The sequence below is a fragment of the Exiguobacterium sp. JMULE1 genome (assembly GCF_013337175.1).
Lineage (GTDB): Bacteria > Bacillota > Bacilli > Exiguobacteriales > Exiguobacteriaceae > Exiguobacterium_A > Exiguobacterium_A indicum.
The window spans coordinates 1,447,068-1,464,239 of record NZ_SGWC01000002.1; the positions used below are offsets into that span (position 1 = coordinate 1,447,068).

The following is a 17,172-nucleotide window of genomic DNA, read 5'->3' on the forward strand; positions in this document are numbered from 1 at the left end:
GTCTTCTTTATTGAGCGGAGGGGAGATTGGATTCGGTTGACGGTAACTGTTCCTTCAAATACAGAGAAAAAGCTTCTTCCGATAAAGGACGCGCATAGTAATACCCCTGACCGATGTGACAGCCGACGGATTTAAGATACAAGTGCTGCGCCTCGTTTTCGACACCTTCTGCGATCATCGTCAGACCAATCGTTTGTCCCATTGCGATGATATGTGGGAGTAAAGCAGCTCCACCAGTTGTTTCCGGACAATCGTCGACGAATGATTTATCAATCTTCAGCGCATGAACTGGCAGTTGATGCAGGATGGATAAAGAAGAGAAACCGGTTCCGAAGTCATCGATGGCACAGTGAATTCCCTGATCGCGCAACGAATGTAACATCTTGCTGCTATCTGTGACGTCTTGTAAGACGCTCTCGGTAATTTCGAGTTCCAGATAAGCTGGAGATAAGTTCGTCTCAGACAAGGTCTCTTCAATCATGTTTAGGAAATGTTGATCCTTGAACTGGGGAACGGAGATGTTGACGGCGACGATTAGCGGATAGCCTTGCTCATGCCAGTCAAATGTCCTGCGGCATGCCGTCTTTAGAATCCAGCGTCCGAGAGCGATGATATGACCGCTCTCTTCAGCGATCGAGATGAATTCGACGGGAGAAATCAAACCAAAGACTGGATGATGCCAGCGAACGAGTGCTTCCATACCGATCGGACGGTTCGTCATCAGATCGACTTTTGGCTGATAGACCAGTTGGAATTGATCGTTCTCGATCGCTGCCGGCATATCCATTTCTAGCTGGATCTTCCGATTGAACCATTGGTGGAGTCGTTCATCATACCGGACGCAGTGCATCGGTCCTTGTTGTTTCGCTTGAAGAAGTGCCGTATCAAGACAAGGAAGAATGTCCTGGTGCAAGGAAGTGTCTTCGACGAGACAACTACCAGCATGGATGGTGACTTGAATCGAATATCCGCGAATTCGGAACGGGCGCTCGAATTGGTGTAATAAAGCCTGTTCAAGAGCGGTCAACGAATCATTTGTCGCGTATGGAAGGATGAGCGCGAACTCATCCCCACCGATTCGGTAGATTTCCAGGTCATCGTGACGCAACAGCCGAAGTCGATTCGCGGTCTCGACCAACACACGATCTCCCGTCGCATGCCCCATCGTATCATTGACGATCGTCAAACGATGTAAATCAAGCGAGACGGCCGCAAAAGAACGCGGTAAGTCGTTCGTAAGCCGTTCGATGAAGTGTTGCCGATTCGCGAGCTGTGTCAGCGAATCGTGGTAAGCGATGAATGAGACTTCGTTTAGCAATCGATTGTTGCTACGTAACGTAAAGATTTGCCGACCGAGAACAAGAAAGAATAAGAGCAGCCAACCGCTCGATAGAATATTGAGGTACCAGTCATAAGTCGATAAGACGAACCCTGTTAGTAAACCGATGCTGACATAAGGCAAGATGAAATCGCGTTCCGTTACCGTTCGCTGAGAACGAAAGAGTCGTTCTTGTTGCGGATGCTGTCTTCCTTCTAAATGACCACTCCATCCGATGGACAGAAGCGCGATGACCCAGAAAACATCGACGAGATGTTCAAGAAACGGACTGTTGTTAAACGTAAAGACGGTAAGCATGACATCACCGCACACTTGAAACAAAAAACCAACGACGAGAAAACGGTGATGCGGTTTTCCTTGGTTATAACGAACATGGTAATACAAAATCGCACTGAAAAAGAGGAGTAACACATCAGCAATGAGAAATCCGAAGGTGGAGATCGTTCGCTCGAGCGAGGGATTCAGGATCTCAAAATAGGGTTGCAATAAATAATAGTCGCTCATGACGAAAGCCGTCGTCATGAACACGACTAAATTGAAGATGTAGTTCTTATTCGTGAAGTTCAATCCGATGCTACGCATCTTCGTGATTAGCGCTAAGACATAGCTGAAATAAGACGAACACCAAAGAATGGTCGAGGCAATCGGTGCATCGACCCGTCCGTCTGTCAATTGAAGGAACAGCCATAGACCATTCCCGAGGACGTGTAATAGAAGACCCGCGAACAAGAAACTTAGAAAACGGAGGTGTGGATTGCGCTGTTCAATGCGTGCGCGAATCATCCAATAGGCGGCAATCAGACCCGCCATCATATGAAAGACGTTGATTCCAATCAAGTGTGCCCACTCTTCAGCAGGTCCAAAACGAATCCAACCATAGAAAACCAGGAATACAGGAAAGACGATGAAAGAGAAGTAACGCCACATGAGTTGAACGGACCTCCTTAAGTTAAAAAGCGAGAAGTGTTATATAGATATCGGTCAAATTTTCCATTTTTTGAAGGGTACTTACCTAGAATGCTTGAGGAAATGGGCGAGTGTCGCACATTAAAAGTACCAATCATGACGGGAAATTCCATATGAAAATTTTGGATTTTCGAATGATAGACATTCAAATGTCAATTATAGGTGACGATAAAGAAAATGAAGTCCATCTATGAATGAGGGAGAGAAGCATATGAAATGGTTCGCGAAATCAGCATCACCGTCCTTCGATGCGCGCATCGAAGGCGAACGCGCTCATGTCGTGTTGAACGTTCCGACATCCTTACATGAACAATTACGTTTAATCGGTCTAGAAGCAGTCGATTTACAAATTGTCCGGGTCATCCGCGAAGATGTATCCCGTTGGATGCCGAGCATGGTCGACGCGTTCTACGAGGAGCTGGTTCGTGTTCCGTCTCTCCGGCATTTGATTGAACAGCATTCGACGCTCGAACGATTGAAAGGTACTCTCGCCCGGCACATCCTACAAATGTTCGATGGTCAGGTGACGATGGACTACATCGAAGCTCGGCGCCGAATCGCTGAGCGGCATGTTCAAATCGGTTTGCATAATAAATGGTATATCGCCGCCTTCCAAAAAGTCTGGAACGTCCTCAGTGAGAAGATTGACGGCAGTGATTGGCCAGAAGTCGAACGTGTCCGGATCATGCGGGCAGCGGGGAAACTCTTCAACCTCGAGCAACAAATCGTCATGACGATGTATGAGGATCAAATCGATGAGGAACGCCAAGCGATCGCGACAGCTAAACGTCACGTCGGAGATGGCGTTCAAAAATCGACCGAAGAGCTTGCCGCGATGAGTGAGGAGTCGTCAGCGAACTTCCAGGAGATTGAACGTCACGCCAAACACGTCTCGACGACGACAGACGCGATTTCGATTCAGTTGACGGAAGCGGTCAGTGAAGCAGAAGCGGGTGTCGTCCTCGTCGAAGAGGAGACACGTCGCTTTGAGCATGTCGTCGCGGATTTATCACGGACGACTGAACAAGTCGCTGAACTGTCTCGTCTGTCGCAGGAAATCGAGCGGATCGCCGGGATGGTGACGACGATTTCCGATCAGACGAACCTACTCAGCTTGAACGCCTCGATCGAAGCGGCGCGTGCCGGGGAGATGGGGCGCGGATTTACCGTCGTGGCGCAAGAAATTCGGAAACTCGCTGAAGAGAGTAAACAGTCGGCAGCTGAGACGTCGCGGATCGCTCAAGAGATCACGCAAAAGATGCTCGTTGTCTCAGAACGGATGGGAACGACGGAGACAGCGGTCGTCCGGACGACGACGGAGATGCAACAAGTCGTCCGTGCCTTCTCACGGATTTCGGAACAGACGGATGCGGTCTCGCGGCAAATTCATGAACTATCGACCGATACGAAGGATGTCGCCGGAACGATCGAAGGCATGCGTAAGATTGCAGAAGCGATTGCTGAGACAGCGGATGACTTACAAGAAGTCGCAGCAACTCTATAAGTGATCCCTCCTTTCTACGTGAAAGGAGGATTTTTTGTCGCTTTATGGAAAAATGAAAGTGGAGGTGTGAATGGTTTATGGTTCAGAGTATACTACTGATTGTTTTATGCTTTTTCGCTTTGATTGGACATTATTTGATGACAGGGGAACTCGCTCCACGTGAGTTGTACGGATTACTCGGTTTAACGGGCGTCGCTCTCGTGATCGGTGGAGTCGAATGGTGGCAAATCCGTTGCGATTTACGTTATCGAGGAGTAGAAGAGGGAGTATCCGTTCGCTTAGCGGACCGGGCGAGCCGAAAGATGAATACGGTCTTTCTCGCGCATGAACGATGGCTAACGTTCTCACGACGTTACGCCACATGGTGGCAGGCAATCCTTGCGCGCTTCGAAAAGTTTGAATCATTTTTCCTCGACGTGACGTTCGAAGGAGACGGGGAACAATTACAAATTAAAGAGACGAAGACGGAGTGGCTTCGCAATACGACACATTTTGTGATTCGTAAAGACGGACGCGATGTCGGAACGATTCGCACGGATGCGGCACTTCGTCAGCAACTGCAGCTGAAAGAAGTCTTACTCGTCTCGTATGCCGGTCAGGAGTATCAGATTCGGTCCTCGACAGTCACGAGAAAAATCGGTGTTTATCAAAACGGCGATTGCATCGCAACAGGGTCACGGCACGGGGCGCAACTCGTCTTTGACTGTGACACGAAGGAACGTCTCTTAGCCGTCGCCAGTATGATCGTCTTTCGACTTGTTTATTCGAAGTGAATTTATTTCACTGACCGTATATATGATTTTAATGTTTACAGACCAAAAATCACTAAGACAGGTCATTTGCCTATTAGATTCTATGGCTACATACAAAAAGCGCGTTGATTCTCTTTTATAGAGATCCAGCGCGCTTTTTCGTTAACCGGTCTTTCGGATCGATTCGAATAATCGTCCCTTATAGACGTCGGCAATCGTATTGAGGAACGTCTCGCTCAACTTTTTCGGGAAGAACGGTTTTGCATACACATAATGATACGCCTTTTTCAAATCATCCCATTGTGTACACGGTTCCGTTTGACGGAACCGAGCGACGTCGATGATCCGTGTTCCGTTAGCGGTCAAAAGGATATTGCGTAAATGGATGTCTGATGGGTTCAAACCGACGGATCGTGCTTTTGCTAAAGCCGTATCGACTGTCGTTAAGACGGATTCTGGGATGAACGTCCCGCTGACGAGACATTCAAATAACGTTTGACCTTCAATGTATTCAAGCACGATATAATCGGCACCGTATTCGTAGACTTGCGCATACGTCGGAAAATCAGTCAACTGTGCATAGATGCTCCCTTCGAGATCAGCAAGCGTTCGAAACGACGGGTAAAATTTCTTGATGACGCGATCTGTTCCGCGGATGCGAAAGACGAACGCACTTCGTCCTGTCCCGATTAAGTCAAGTTCACTCGGAAGATGCTCGATCGTACAAACGAAGCCTGTTTCTTTCAATTGGATCAATTGCGCTAACTCAGCGTCAGTTTTCAATGGTGTCACTTCCTTTCCTCCTTCATTTCTTATACCCATTATACGCTCATCTGACAGGAAAAGTTTCAAAAATCACTTGTGTGTGAAAGTTTTGAACATTATGTGATATGCTAAAAATGTTACACTGTTACATACTTCAAGGGGGTTTTTAATCATGTCAACGACACAACAATGGCGCGACCATTTCGATGGTCTTCGCGCATACGAAGAAGCCGTCGCATTACTTTACTGGGACATGCGGACATACATGCCGGATCAAGGCGCAGCAAACCGTTCCGCGTCGATCGGATTCCTCTCGACAGAGAGCTTCCGTCGCCGGACAGGCGAAACATACCAACAATTACTAGCAGCAATGGAGCAAGAGACGCTGACGGGCATCGAAGCGATCTCGTTCGCAAAAGCAAAAGAGGCATTCGATCGCGACTCGAAGATTCCAGAAGCCGAGTACCAAACGTTCATCACGTTGATCTCTGAGGCAGAGAGCGTCTGGGAAAAGGCGAAGGACGCAAACGATTGGTCGATGTTCGAACCATACCTCGAGAAAATCGTCGCGATGGAGCGCCAGTTCGTCGAGTACTGGGGCTATGACGCGCACCCATATGACGCATTGCTCCATGATTATGAGCCGGGGATGACGGTCGCGACACTCGATCCGTTGTTCGCAGAACTTCGTCAAGCAATCATTGGTTTGCTCGGTCAGCTCGAAGGAAAAGACTTCCCGACGCTTGATTGGTCAGCGGACCGCGAGACACAGATCGCCTTGAACCAAGAGTGGCTCCGCGATATCGGCTATGATTTCACGTCTGGTCGCTTGGATGAGACGGTCCATCCGTTCCAGACGACGATCAACCGGAAGGACGCACGCATCACGACGAAATACGATGAGAACGACTACCGGAACTCTGTCTTCGGCACGATGCATGAAGCCGGACACGCGACGTATGAGCAAGGGATCGAACCGGAACTCGATTCACTCGGTCTTGGTGACGGGGCTTCGATGGGGATTCACGAATCACAATCACTTTTCTTTGAGAACTTCATCGGACGCAACCAAGGATTCCTCGACGCACGTTATCATGGCTTACAACAAGCGATTCCGTCACTGGCTGACGTTCCGTTCGAACGCTTCTATGCCGCGGTCAATGAAGTCAAACCGTCACTGATTCGGATCGAAGCCGATGAATTGACGTATGCGCTTCATATCATCATCCGCTATGAGCTGGAAAAACGCTTGATGACGAAAGAGCTCGAAGTCAAGGATCTTCCGCAAGAATGGAACCGCCTCTATAAAGAGTATCTCGGTGTGGATGTGCCGAGTGACGCAAAAGGCGTCTTACAGGACGTCCATTGGTCAGGTGGCTCGTTCGGTTACTTCCCAAGTTACGCGCTCGGTCTCGTTTATGCGGCACAGCTGAACGAAGCGCTTCGTCGTGACGTCGATAACGTCGATGGTCTAATCGCGGCGGGAACACTCGCTCCAATTAAAGGCTGGTTGAAAGAAAACATCCACCGTCACGGGAAATCGAAGACACCGGCTGAACTGATCGAAGCAGCAACGGGGCAATCGATCTCTGTCGCACCACTCGTCAACTACTTGACGAAGAAATACACGCGTGTCGTCGAGGCACTCTGATGTTGTGGTTTGCACACCGCGGCGTCAGTGACCGTTTTCCGGAGAACACGCTCGAAGCCATCGCTGCTGCGATTGAAGACGACGTCGATGGGGTCGAATTCGATGTCCATTTCTCAAAGGACGGTGTCGGTGTCATCATTCACGATGAGACCGTCAACCGGACGACGAATGGGACAGGACGTGTCATCGACATGACGGTTGCCGAACTGCAGGCGCTGGATGCTGGAGCACGATTCAAAGGGGAACCGATCAAGACGAAGATTCCAACGCTTGACGAAGTCCTCGCAATCCTTGCACCAGCAACTCTGCGGCTCAACATCGAGCTGAAGACGGATACGATCCGCTATGACGGGCTTGAAGCGTATGTCCTTGAACGCTGTGCCGCACACGGCATCGCGACCGAACGGCTGTTATTTAGTTCGTTCAACCATTATTCGGTTGCCTTGATCCAAAAGCTCGACCCACGCGTTGAGACAGCGATTCTCTATCCGTATCCGATCTATCATCCGGAAGAACAAGCCCTCCGGATTGGTGCGACCGGAATCCATCCCGATTACCGACGGGTGACGGAGGCGGATGTTGCGTTCGCTCACGCGCAAGATGTCACGGTCCGGGTATACACTCCGAAGACGGTCGACGATGTCCGGGAGATGCAGCGGATCGGCGTCGACGCCGTCATCGTTAATGATCCAAAAGGGATGCGCGATACACTCGAAGGATGAGGAGGAGGAAGGGATGCGCAAGGAATACGTATTCGTCATCAGTTTGTCGCTCGTCGCTTTATTCGTCGGACTTCAGCTTGGCTTTGCCCGCTTGCCAGAACCAAAACCGAAGCAAGTGACGACGACACCGATGCGCCCTGCCGATTATCAGGCAGGACTTGCGTCAGCGAAACGGGAACTGAAGCAGATTCAGCGCTTCACCTTGAAAAGCACCCTTCCTGCGGATGGAACGACGGTGACCTGGATTTATGAGACCCCATCCGATGAACGAATTGCGGTCGATTGGTATTACGTCGAGAGTTATCCGGAAGAACAAGTCCAGATGACACGAAACGAGACATCCCGAATCATCTCGTATGAACGCTATTTAATCGTCATTCGACCGATTTACGGAACGGTCGTCGATAGTGAACTCGAACAGTTCGCTCTTCGCTTTACAGGTTACTTCACGACACAACAACAGGGGGAAAACGATGTCAGGTAAAATCATTCTCTTGATTGGTGGATCGGGCAGCGGAAAGTCCTCCCTGATCAAACGTCTGCGAACGGAATACGCGCACGTCCGGTTCATCCCGTCGGTGACGACCCGACCGAAACGACCGACAGAGATTGATGGAGCAAGCTATCATTTCGTCGACGTCAAGACGTTCCAACAATTGATCCAAGACGACGGCTTCATCGAATACGCCCACGTCCACCGGGCGTGGTACGGGACACCGCGTCAAGCGTATGTCGATGTCCTCGAACAGGATCAAATCGTCATCAAGGACATTGATCCGAAAGGGGCGGCGAACTTCAAGCGTTTGTTTGGCGACCAAGTGATCACGATTTTCGTCTCGGTCCCACCCGACTTGATGAAGGAACGACTGTTGATGCGCGGGGATACACCGGAGTTTGAAGCGCGACTCGTCGATTACGAGGAAGCGTGGAAAGAACGCGATCATTATGATTATATGATTGAAAACATCGATTTTGAGACAGCGTATGCCGATCTGCTTGAGATCATTGCTGGCTACATTCCACAGGCATGACGATGAGGACGCAAGATGCGTCCTCTTTTTAATGTCAGAAAGGAGTCTTCATGTTACCTTTGCATCCCTTACTCACGCACGTTGTAAGCAAAAGACAGTTATCTGGTCGATCGCGCCAAGCCGTCTGGTCCGTCAAGACGGCAACAGCGCACTACATCGTCAAGGTCGTGACGGATCCGTCTAGTCGTCAATTTGAACGAGAAGCAGCTGTCGCGATCCCAAAACAAGAGGGAATCTCTCATGCCTTACCGCTAGCGACCGGACGGACCGCAACGACCGCTTACGGTATCTATCCGTACCTTCCCGGACAAACCGTTCGAAGCGTACTCAAGGAGACACCGGAATTAGCACCCCGACTCGGTCAGGAGACAGGGCAAGCGTTGAGACGCATTCATGACGTCACTGCACCGAGCGAAATGACGTCTTGGAGCGAACGTTGCCAGACGAAACATGACCGCTACCGCGCAGCGATTGACGGGTTGCTTGAGCCAACGTGGATCGAGCGTCTTGATCGATTCATTAGCGAGCGGATTCCGTTACTTCAGACACGTCCGAACCAGTTGCAACATGATGACGTTCATCTCGATAATCTCCTTGTCGAGGATGGGCATCTTTCCGCATTCCTTGATTACGGGAATCATGATTATGGCGATCCGTGGCATGATTTCGTCAAATGTGGTCTGTTTCAGGTCGAGACGAGTCCGGTATTTGCCCGTCACTTGATCGAGGGGTATTTCGAGACCGAAGTACCATCCGACTTTTGGCGAATGTATAGTCTTTACATGGCGATGGTCGTCTTTTCAGCACTCGTCTGGACGAAGCGGTTCGATGCAGACGGAATGCAAGCAATGCAAAAACGCGTTCAGCGAATCATTCAGGATCATGCTGGTTTTCAGCGAGACATCCCGCTTTGGTATGAGACTTGAACAGCAAGGACAATAAAAACATGATGCGTTCGTCTCTCTTGAATGAGAAACGAACGCATCATGTTTGGTCTGAATCATATATTCGAAGCGATACTTACCACTCGAAGCCTTCTTCACTATACTTGCCGTTCGAATTGAAGAATCGTTCTTCTGTTTTACCGTTTACCGTACTCGTATAAATGACGTAGACGTCGAGATGATCATTCTGATCCGCCATCTTTTTAGCAGCTTTCTTAGCATCGGCTTCATTCGTATATGTCTCTGACTTGCTTGCCTTGCCGTGTTTTTCTTGCCCTTGTTCTTCATAACCTTCTACTGTCCATACTTTTTTTGATGACATCCTTAACTTCCTTTCCTGCCAAAAGCGAGTCCGCTTGGCTGTTACATTATGCTGTGCAAAACGAGCACTCGTCAACCGTTGCCGTTCATTCTTTGACGATCTCGTCCAAATGATCGGCATAATAACGGATTGCTCGGTCAAATGTCTGGATCGAGGCGTCCGACGACGTCGTAGCAAGACTCTTCAGCAACCGACCGACTGCCTGATCGGCTTGACCGAGATTGTACTCCGTCATTGCGAGGAAGGCTTGCAGGGCATGGGCGTCCGGAAACTCACGGAGCGCACGATGGAACACGTCTGACGCAACTTCGAACTGACCGATGACACGATATGTACTGCCGAGCCCGATATATGCCTGCAGACGGTCCTCACCTGTAAGACCGAGCGCTAGTGCTTGTTCATAATAGGGAACTGCAGCCTGTTCCTCACCGAGACTATCATGACACCACGCCATCTGATAGAGGACGGTCGGGTCGTTAGGTGCCGTCTCGACATACTGACGGACGACTGCCTTCGCTTTTTCATATTGTCCCGTCTGTCGTAACTGTTGCACCGATTCGAAATCAAACATCGCGTTTCCTCCTCCTGAATTTACTAAAAAACGGATCCGGTCGTCCTGACCGGATCCGTTCGATTGAACAGCTTAGATTGTTTTTTCAAGCTTCGTCAAGAGCGTCCGGAACAGTTCGAGTTCCTGATCCGAGAAGTCCTCGAAGACGTCTGCGAGGTAATCCATCTTCATCGATTCGAGTTTTTCATAGAGCTCGATGCCTTTTGGAGTGGCGCGAAGTTCGACGACACGACGATCGAGTTCGCTTCGTTCACGCGAGATCAACTCTTTTTTCGTCAATTCGTCTGCTAATGCCGTGATCATGCTCGCTGAGAATTGGAACTCCTGCGAGAGGGCAGAGGCGATTTGCGGACTGTTCGCACAAAGGGACTTCAAGATGAAGAATTCATTGCGTGTCAAGTAAGTCGTGAACATGCTACGCACGTCCTTCTTGATCGCGCGGTAGTTCATCCGTAATCCTTTTTCTGTATCAACGATCAACTGATCGCGTTGTGCTACTTCTAGTGTAGTTGCCATGTATCGTTCACTCTTTCTATACCGTAGTTTCTTTCACTCGTGATTTAGTATAGTGAAAAATTTTAGTTTAATCAATATTTTTCTCTTGAATCATCTGTTTCGACGACGCGGGCGACTTGGGCGACGATCTCTTCGACGTTGCGCAGTTCTGGATAGAAGCGGCGGAAGAAGTAGTCGATCCGGTGTGTATCTTCGCCAGCAATCGTCAGCGCCATGCAGATATAGGCGATGCCGATTCCTTGACGAGGCAGGAACGGATTCGGCATGACCTTCGCACAGCGTAAGGCGAGCGGACTGTGCGTCGTCACGGCTTCAATCAACTCTCCGTACGTCCGGATATCGACATAATGGAACATCCGAATCAGTTCGTTGATCAGTTGTTGATCGGAATCGAGCATCATTTGCGATGTAACGAGTCGTTTATCGAGCTCGTTGATGACCGGGGAGTGATCGATGAAGTAGTTCAAGTTATCTGCCGTGATCCGGACTTGATGGGGGTCAGACAAGATTTGTTGAACGGTCTCGTCTTCAAATTGTTTCAACTGTTTCTTGATGTTGACGAACTCCTGATCGGCGATTTCGAGTAATCCTGCCACCCGACTGAAGCTGCGCCGGACTTCTGCTGGGACACTGTTCGGATTTTTATATCCGAGATCATGTTCGATCTCCGCCCACGCGTGTTGCAGGATCGAGCGAATCTGGATCTCAGCCGTGTAATCCTTGAAACGACCATACTCGCTCAGGGCAAGCCGCTGATCGCTCAGTGAAGCGACGAAGTGGACCGAAAGATAACCGAATTCCGTCGTATCGAGCAAGGTCGACTTATCGACCGATTGATCTCGGTCGATCGCGAACTCATTCTCGATGATGCGTGCCGCTTCCCGGACGTCGTCATGGAAATAAGTGACGATCCGAATCCCAGTCAAGTCATGGACGTCCTTGAGTGAACGGTATTTGTTCGGTTGCCGTAAGACTTTTTGATACAGACTCTCGGAGTCCTTCGTCCGGGCGACGATCGAGTGGTATTTGATGCCTGCCGCGTCGAGCAACTCGGACAAGAGCATCTTCAACTTGTCGGCGTAGGCATCGTATTCTTCCTTATCGTTGACATATTCGAGCATCATCGTATTTAAATCTTGTGATTGCACCGTTTCGCACCTTCCTCATCCTGTAGTCATCTAGCCATATTGTAGCACTCTGCTTCGTTAAACGCACAGCAAGACCCTGTTTGAAGCAGTACGATTCGTGGGAAAAAGACAAGTAGTACGTGTCCGGGAGGAGATTAATCATGGAAATAGTGGATGCCCGTGCTTTACCCGCCGATCATATGGATGTCTTGCATGTCACACCATCGTCGATCTATTTTCGACGTCGTCTTGATGACGCCCGTTACCACATCAGCCGATATGATCTTGAAGATCAGGAACAGGTCGATCTAACGCCAGAAGCCTTGACGGATCACGGACCAACCCGACCGTTCGTGCGGCACGGAAGAGTCTATTGTTTGAATGAACATACGCAAGAGCAGGGCGGGGAGACGGAAGTGCTCGTCATCGATCTCTTGTCCGGTAAACGGGAGCAGATTGCGTCGTTTTATGTCGAAGGAGATTTGACGCTCTACTGGGTGCTCAATGAGAACTATCTCGTATTCTTACAAACGACCGATACGACGTCTGCGTTTTTGTATGACGTCAAGGATGAATCGCGGCAGACGATTCGCGATCCACGGCTCTACGGGATGACGGAGAATTACCGGGAACTCTATTTCTTTCTCGTCACGCTCGAAGAGAAGGAGTACATCGTCTGTAATGCTCGGCTCGATGAGTTCTCGTTCTATGATGCCCTTGAAAGTGGTGTCATCTCACCAGAAGATCCGATCGACCACTCGGAAAGTCTGTTGATTGCCCCACTACCGACCTTGATCGAGGAGATCGAACGTGGTGTTGAGCACTTATCGTTCGCAACCTTGTTGAAGTTAGAAGGGGAAGGGGATACCGTTCAGTATCTCGGAGAACAGGAAGGGCATCTGATCTTCAGTGCCTATACCGATCGTTTGAACGAAGAAATCTTTTACCGGATTGATACGGAAGCGAGTGTCGAAGAGGTTGCCCGGATTCAGTGGAGTGACTATGAACCGCTCGACTTCACGTACGATGACGTCGAGTCGACGATCTTCATCGTCAATGACCGGTCCGAGCACCATCATGAAGTGATCAACTTACGCAACGGTGCCCGATTCCTCGATAAGGAGCCGTTCGAACGTGTCTTACGTGGACGCTTTTATCTACACGAAGCGATCGGAGACGACGCGGAACCAATGGTCACGGTCTATGACGCAGAACACAATGAACGCTATCGGTTCGAGGATGCCTATTATGTCACCGTATCCGGGGAACTCGTCATCTTATCGGTCCATCAACTATGAAAAAAGAGCGGTTGTTCTTTTCGTGAGAGCAACCGTTCATCATCAAGAATGCAATTATTTCAACTACCGAATTCATTATAAAAACAAAAAACCAGCCGAGAGTGAACCTCGGACTGGCTAGAAATGCTACACTTATTCTGCGTCAGTCGTACGTGTGTAGACGTCGACTTGGATGTTTCCAGCAGTTGCACGTGAGTAAGGGCAGACCGTATGCGCGACTTTCGCAAGTTCAGCCGCCGCTTCTTCCGAGATCCCACGGACGAGAACATCGAGTTCGACGGAAAGCATGAATCCGTCAGCTGCTTCGTTTAATGTCACGTGTGCTGTGACTTCACTGCCATCGTGTTTGATCCCTTGTTTGCGAGCGACCATGTTCAAGGCAGAGTCGAAGCAAGCAGAATATCCTGCAGCAAAGAGTTGTTCTGGGTTCGTTGCTTGTTTTTTCGATCCTGGTACCGGCATTGCGAGGGCGACGTCAAGAATACCGTCCTCCGATACGACGCGTCCGTCGCGACCTCCGACAGCTGTTGCAGATGATGTGAACATTGGTTTCATGTGTGTAACTCCCTTTCGTTGTTAGATTCAAATAAGTAGCTTACAATTAGATTGTATACAATTTAAATCGAAATGCAACTCGTTTGCTCACGATAGGAGGAATTTTTTATGAACCCGTTAGCTTTAGATGAACAACTCTGTTTTCCGTTTTATGCGATTTCGCGTGAGATCACGCGTCGTTATCGTCCGTTACTTGAACCACTTGGTCTGACGTATCCGCAATATCTCGTCATGCTCGTCGTCTGGGAAGAGGAGGGACAATCACTCAAAGCCATCGGTGAACGGCTCCATCTTGATTCGGGAACGTTGACGCCGTTACTGAAGAAACTCGAAGCGGCAGATTTGTTGCGACGCGTCCGTAAGCCGGAAGACGAACGGCACATCCAGATCTTTTTAACGGATGCTGGTCGTGCGTTACGGAAACAAGCAGAGACTGTTCCGCTTGATCTCGTCCAGACACTCGACGTCGACGAAGAAGACTTACGCGTCGTCAAAGCGGCACTGAATCGTCTCGTCATGAAAATGAGCGACCCGGATTAACCGGATCGCTCATTGTCTTATTTACGGCGGAAACCTTCTTCTTCAAGATAGTTCGCTGCTTCCTTATACGAGTTGAATGCACCGTCTAAAAGATCACCAGCGTAGACGAGCCACGTGTCGATGTCTTCATTGAGCAACGTCAATTCGAACTGGTTATCGTTGACCCATGTTTCTTCGAGTGTTTCGACCGATTGGACCGTCGAGAGTGCTTTGATTGCATCTTCTAATAAGAGAATTAAAGCAGGCTCTGAAAATTCACGGATATTAACGAATCCTTTTTCGTCCGTTTCATAACCTGGTAGACCAGCGGCATAGACGAAGCCGTTCCCGTTCGGATGCAAATGATAGACAAGATTCTTCTTCTCATACTGACTGTCCGGGAATTGGAAATTGACGCGTTTCAGCGAGACATCTTTGCGGACGAGCTGTGGGAAAGTCTCGATAATTCGTAATTTTTCTTCAAAAGTTAACATGGTTCCTCCTTGGTGTTACAGTTCTTCACTTCTATATATGCGATGAAATCATACAAAATGTCAACCGCTGTCTGAAACCAAGCGACGTTTTTAACCGTAAATGGAAACGAAAGGAAGTGTTTTTTTGATGTCTACTGTACAATGGCATACGCTGCCAGAACGATCGATTCGAGCAGAACGGCTCGGATTGTTGCCGTTACACGGCTTGATCGCCGTCATTTTGATCGGAACGACGATTACCCAAGTCATGTGGCTCGACCTGACACCTTGGTGGATGGGCATCGCCGGTCTGCTTTGGCTGATCTATTTCATTCCCCGTATCGTCTACATACCCGTTCTTCGCTTGAAGTATATGCGTTATCGCATCGATGAGGAATTTCTCGTCGTCCGCAACGGCATCTTCTTCCGCCGCGAAGTCACCGTGCCGCTCGTCAAGGTGCAATTGATCGATAGCCAAACGGGACCGATTCTGCGTCGCTATGATTTGATCACACTGGATATTCGAACGGCATCCGGCTTCGTCACGTTGTCACGACTCGATCGTGCGCAAGGAGACGTGCTACGCATACAAGTCGAACGCTTCGCGAAACTCGAGGAGCGGGAGGAGGAATCGTTATGACCCGGCGTGTCCACCCGCTGTTCATCGTGATGTCGAGTATCTCGATCATCCGCTCGCTCCTGATTCCGTTCGCCGCCTTGATTTTAAATGCGATCCGCAAAGGCGAGATCAACACCTATACGTGGATCGGGGTCAGTGTTGGGATTGTGTTCGTCCTCTTATACGGGATCGCCTCCTGGTATTTCTATACGTTCACGATTGATGCCGAGACGATTCGGGTCCGCAAAGGAATTTTTCAAAAAAGTGAACGGACGACGCAACGTAAACGGATCGAGTCGATCGGCATTCAGCAAAACGTCATCGAACGACTGTTGCGTCTTGCGACGTTGACCGTCGAGACGTCGTCTGAGAGCGGAACACCAGAAGTCGAACTAAAAGGGATCCGTCTTGATTTTGCGAAAGAACTAAAGTCTTCGATCAAAAACGAGGGGCAACTCGTCGTCGAAGAACAGCAGGCGGAAGTCGCCTATACGATCCCTGTCCGCGATTTGGCATTAGCTGGTGCCTTGTCGGGACGCGTCGGACTAGCGCTCGTCGGGATCGGGACCGCCTATCAATTCATCGATCAGTTCATTGAACGTTATGTCGATCGACTGTTCTCGGAACTCGCTCATTTATCGTTGTTCGTCTTGACGGGACTTGGCGTCCTCGTCTTACTCGTCATCTATATCGGCTCGATCATCGTCTATATCTTGAAATACGGTTCGTACCGTGCCGTCTTGCAACACAACCGATTATTGATCGGGTACGGAATGTTGAACCGGACCGAGGTCGCGTTTCATGCTGATAAGATTCAAGCCCTCGTCATTCAGGAAAGCTGGATTCAGCGGTTGATTGGACGGGCTAGCCTGTCCTTGCACATCATCTCGGCGACTGGAGAAAAGGAGCGACTGTTGCTCCATCCATTCATCCGGACGAACGAGATTGATCCGTTCCTAGCGACATATCTGCCGCGCTTTCGTCAGTTCAGTCCGCAGCATGAAGTCGCACCGATTGGCTTTCGCTACCGGGTTCGTTGGCCGTTACTCGGTTATGCGCTGTTGTTTACGGCACTAAGCAGTGTCGTCATCATCGTCCTTGATTCCTCATGGCGCTTCTTGATCTTGCTTCTGTTCATCTGGTTACCGTTCTATTACTTCGCTGTGCGCAGCGGTTACCGAAAGACCCGTTTCGGAACCGGTCACGATCTCTTGATGTTACGCAAACAATGGGTCCAAAAAGAGACCGTCTATACGCCACGACTGAAAATTGAGGAATTGACCTGGTCCGTTTCTCGCTGGCTCGAAGCAAAGGAGATTGCCCGGATTGAGATTCAACTACGGGGCAATACTGCTTTTAACGCGCTTTATTTTGAACGAACGGATATCGATACCTTACAGCGCTGGTATAAACAATCGTTCCTTTCGACCCCGTTAGCAGGGGAAGTGAAAACCGACGACGAATAAGGAAAGACTCACTGTCGGAAAGGAAGCGAAGC

19 protein-coding genes are annotated in these 17,172 nt (G+C 49.6%); 11 read left to right on the forward strand and 8 right to left on the reverse strand.

Annotation, left to right across the window (positions count from 1 at the left end; translation table 11 throughout):
• Positions 1–7: 7 nt before the first annotated feature.
• Entirely contained in the window at positions 8–2,266 is a 2,259-nt protein-coding gene (locus EXW93_RS07820) for a putative bifunctional diguanylate cyclase/phosphodiesterase (protein ID WP_174316309.1), read from the reverse strand.
• A 250-nt stretch (positions 2,267–2,516) separates the two neighbouring features.
• Between EXW93_RS07820 and EXW93_RS07825 the strand changes: the two genes are divergently transcribed.
• Both EXW93_RS07825 and EXW93_RS07830 read left to right on the forward strand, forming a co-directional pair.
• Positions 2,517–3,809 (forward strand): globin-coupled sensor protein, encoded by a 1,293-nt coding sequence (locus EXW93_RS07825; RefSeq protein ID WP_058265933.1) that lies wholly within the window; start codon positions 2,517–2,519, stop codon positions 3,807–3,809.
• 77 nt (positions 3,810–3,886) lie between these two features.
• Complete coding sequence (locus EXW93_RS07830) at positions 3,887–4,582, forward strand: hypothetical protein (protein ID WP_058265934.1); 696 nt, start codon at positions 3,887–3,889, stop codon at positions 4,580–4,582.
• A 141-nt stretch (positions 4,583–4,723) separates the two neighbouring features.
• On the opposite strand, the gene EXW93_RS07835 is transcribed toward EXW93_RS07830, so the two are convergent.
• Complete coding sequence (locus EXW93_RS07835; RefSeq protein ID WP_371811133.1) at positions 4,724–5,353, reverse strand: lipopolysaccharide core heptose(II) kinase RfaY; 630 nt, start codon at positions 5,351–5,353, stop codon at positions 4,724–4,726.
• Between the two features lie 145 nt (positions 5,354–5,498).
• Between EXW93_RS07835 and EXW93_RS07840 the strand changes: the two genes are divergently transcribed.
• The 5 genes from EXW93_RS07840 to EXW93_RS07860 are packed head-to-tail and all read left to right on the forward strand — an operon-like array spanning position 5,499 to position 9,656.
• Positions 5,499–6,977, forward strand: coding sequence for a carboxypeptidase M32 (locus EXW93_RS07840; RefSeq protein WP_023468283.1), 1,479 nt, complete (start codon positions 5,499–5,501; stop codon positions 6,975–6,977).
• Positions 6,977–7,699, forward strand: coding sequence for a glycerophosphodiester phosphodiesterase (locus EXW93_RS07845; RefSeq protein ID WP_254606195.1), 723 nt, complete (start codon positions 6,977–6,979; stop codon positions 7,697–7,699). The genes EXW93_RS07840 and EXW93_RS07845 overlap by 1 nt, the downstream gene beginning before the upstream one ends.
• Positions 7,700–7,712: 13 nt before the next feature.
• On the forward strand, positions 7,713–8,183 hold the full coding sequence (locus EXW93_RS07850) for a hypothetical protein (protein ID WP_023468285.1): 471 nt from the start codon (positions 7,713–7,715) through the stop codon (positions 8,181–8,183).
• Positions 8,173–8,730 (forward strand): guanylate kinase, encoded by a 558-nt coding sequence (locus EXW93_RS07855; protein ID WP_023468286.1) that lies wholly within the window; start codon positions 8,173–8,175, stop codon positions 8,728–8,730. The genes EXW93_RS07850 and EXW93_RS07855 overlap by 11 nt, the downstream gene beginning before the upstream one ends.
• 50 nt (positions 8,731–8,780) lie before the next feature.
• Positions 8,781–9,656, forward strand: a complete 876-nt coding sequence (locus tag EXW93_RS07860) for an aminoglycoside phosphotransferase family protein (protein WP_023468287.1) — start codon at positions 8,781–8,783, stop codon at positions 9,654–9,656.
• Between the two features lie 94 nt (positions 9,657–9,750).
• Here the strand turns inward: EXW93_RS07860 and EXW93_RS07865 are convergent, their stop codons facing one another.
• The 4 genes from EXW93_RS07865 to EXW93_RS07880 form a co-directional block, all read right to left on the reverse strand.
• Positions 9,751–9,996, reverse strand: coding sequence for a hypothetical protein (locus EXW93_RS07865; RefSeq protein WP_023468288.1), 246 nt, complete (start codon positions 9,994–9,996; stop codon positions 9,751–9,753).
• A gap of 85 nt (positions 9,997–10,081) precedes the next feature.
• A complete protein-coding gene (locus EXW93_RS07870; protein ID WP_174316310.1) occupies positions 10,082–10,567 on the reverse strand; it encodes a tetratricopeptide repeat protein in 486 nt (161 codons plus the stop codon).
• 72 nt (positions 10,568–10,639) lie between these two features.
• A complete protein-coding gene (locus EXW93_RS07875; RefSeq protein ID WP_023468290.1) occupies positions 10,640–11,083 on the reverse strand; it encodes a MarR family winged helix-turn-helix transcriptional regulator in 444 nt (147 codons plus the stop codon).
• Between the two features lie 71 nt (positions 11,084–11,154).
• On the reverse strand, positions 11,155–12,231 hold the full coding sequence (locus tag EXW93_RS07880) for a GTP pyrophosphokinase (protein ID WP_231681756.1): 1,077 nt from the start codon (positions 12,229–12,231) through the stop codon (positions 11,155–11,157).
• A 140-nt stretch (positions 12,232–12,371) separates the two neighbouring features.
• On the opposite strand from EXW93_RS07880, the gene EXW93_RS07885 reads away from it, so the two are divergent.
• Positions 12,372–13,508 (forward strand): hypothetical protein, encoded by a 1,137-nt coding sequence (locus EXW93_RS07885; RefSeq protein ID WP_058713078.1) that lies wholly within the window; start codon positions 12,372–12,374, stop codon positions 13,506–13,508.
• 132 nt (positions 13,509–13,640) lie between these two features.
• On the opposite strand, the gene EXW93_RS07890 is transcribed toward EXW93_RS07885, so the two are convergent.
• On the reverse strand, positions 13,641–14,063 hold the full coding sequence (locus EXW93_RS07890) for an organic hydroperoxide resistance protein (protein WP_023468292.1): 423 nt from the start codon (positions 14,061–14,063) through the stop codon (positions 13,641–13,643).
• A 108-nt stretch (positions 14,064–14,171) separates the two neighbouring features.
• Between EXW93_RS07890 and EXW93_RS07895 the strand changes: the two genes are divergently transcribed.
• The gene (locus EXW93_RS07895; protein ID WP_023468293.1) at positions 14,172–14,603 is read left to right on the forward strand and encodes a MarR family winged helix-turn-helix transcriptional regulator; all 432 of its coding nucleotides are present in this window, start codon (positions 14,172–14,174) and stop codon (positions 14,601–14,603) included.
• Between the two features lie 17 nt (positions 14,604–14,620).
• Here the strand turns inward: EXW93_RS07895 and EXW93_RS07900 are convergent, their stop codons facing one another.
• Entirely contained in the window at positions 14,621–15,076 is a 456-nt protein-coding gene (locus EXW93_RS07900) for a hypothetical protein (RefSeq protein ID WP_023468294.1), read from the reverse strand.
• Between the two features lie 127 nt (positions 15,077–15,203).
• Here EXW93_RS07900 and EXW93_RS07905 point away from each other — a divergent pair, with 127 nt between their 5' ends.
• Together EXW93_RS07905 and EXW93_RS07910 are read left to right on the forward strand one after the other, a co-directional pair.
• Entirely contained in the window at positions 15,204–15,695 is a 492-nt protein-coding gene (locus EXW93_RS07905; protein ID WP_035397397.1) for a PH domain-containing protein, read from the forward strand.
• Positions 15,692–17,140 carry a PH domain-containing protein gene (locus EXW93_RS07910; protein ID WP_174316311.1) on the forward strand — a complete coding sequence of 483 codons (1,449 nt, stop codon included), beginning with the start codon at positions 15,692–15,694 and terminating at the stop codon, positions 17,138–17,140. Before EXW93_RS07905 ends, EXW93_RS07910 begins: the two co-directional genes overlap by 4 nt.
• Positions 17,141–17,172 lie beyond the last annotated feature (32 nt).

Excerpts from the sequence above, each read along its gene's own strand:
- EXW93_RS07850 (WP_023468285.1), top strand. The coding sequence starts at position 7,713 with ATGCGCAAGGAATACGTATTCGTCATCAGTTTGTCGCTCGTCGCTTTA.
- EXW93_RS07885 (WP_058713078.1), top strand. The coding sequence starts at position 12,372 with ATGGAAATAGTGGATGCCCGTGCTTTACCCGCCGATCATATGGATGTC.
- EXW93_RS07845 (WP_254606195.1), top strand. The coding sequence starts at position 6,977 with ATGTTGTGGTTTGCACACCGCGGCGTCAGTGACCGTTTTCCGGAGAAC.
- EXW93_RS07895 (WP_023468293.1), top strand. The coding sequence starts at position 14,172 with ATGAACCCGTTAGCTTTAGATGAACAACTCTGTTTTCCGTTTTATGCG.
- EXW93_RS07855 (WP_023468286.1), top strand. The coding sequence starts at position 8,173 with ATGTCAGGTAAAATCATTCTCTTGATTGGTGGATCGGGCAGCGGAAAG.
- EXW93_RS07820 (WP_174316309.1), bottom strand. The coding sequence starts at position 2,266 with ATGTGGCGTTACTTCTCTTTCATCGTCTTTCCTGTATTCCTGGTTTTC.
- EXW93_RS07825 (WP_058265933.1), top strand. The coding sequence starts at position 2,517 with ATGAAATGGTTCGCGAAATCAGCATCACCGTCCTTCGATGCGCGCATC.
- EXW93_RS07840 (WP_023468283.1), top strand. The coding sequence starts at position 5,499 with ATGTCAACGACACAACAATGGCGCGACCATTTCGATGGTCTTCGCGCA.
- EXW93_RS07865 (WP_023468288.1), bottom strand. The coding sequence starts at position 9,996 with ATGTCATCAAAAAAAGTATGGACAGTAGAAGGTTATGAAGAACAAGGG.
- EXW93_RS07875 (WP_023468290.1), bottom strand. The coding sequence starts at position 11,083 with ATGGCAACTACACTAGAAGTAGCACAACGCGATCAGTTGATCGTTGAT.
- EXW93_RS07905 (WP_035397397.1), top strand. The coding sequence starts at position 15,204 with ATGTCTACTGTACAATGGCATACGCTGCCAGAACGATCGATTCGAGCA.
- EXW93_RS07830 (WP_058265934.1), top strand. The coding sequence starts at position 3,887 with ATGGTTCAGAGTATACTACTGATTGTTTTATGCTTTTTCGCTTTGATT.
- EXW93_RS07900 (WP_023468294.1), bottom strand. The coding sequence starts at position 15,076 with ATGTTAACTTTTGAAGAAAAATTACGAATTATCGAGACTTTCCCACAG.
- EXW93_RS07890 (WP_023468292.1), bottom strand. The coding sequence starts at position 14,063 with ATGAAACCAATGTTCACATCATCTGCAACAGCTGTCGGAGGTCGCGAC.
- EXW93_RS07910 (WP_174316311.1), top strand. The coding sequence starts at position 15,692 with ATGACCCGGCGTGTCCACCCGCTGTTCATCGTGATGTCGAGTATCTCG.
- EXW93_RS07860 (WP_023468287.1), top strand. The coding sequence starts at position 8,781 with ATGTTACCTTTGCATCCCTTACTCACGCACGTTGTAAGCAAAAGACAG.
- EXW93_RS07870 (WP_174316310.1), bottom strand. The coding sequence starts at position 10,567 with ATGTTTGATTTCGAATCGGTGCAACAGTTACGACAGACGGGACAATAT.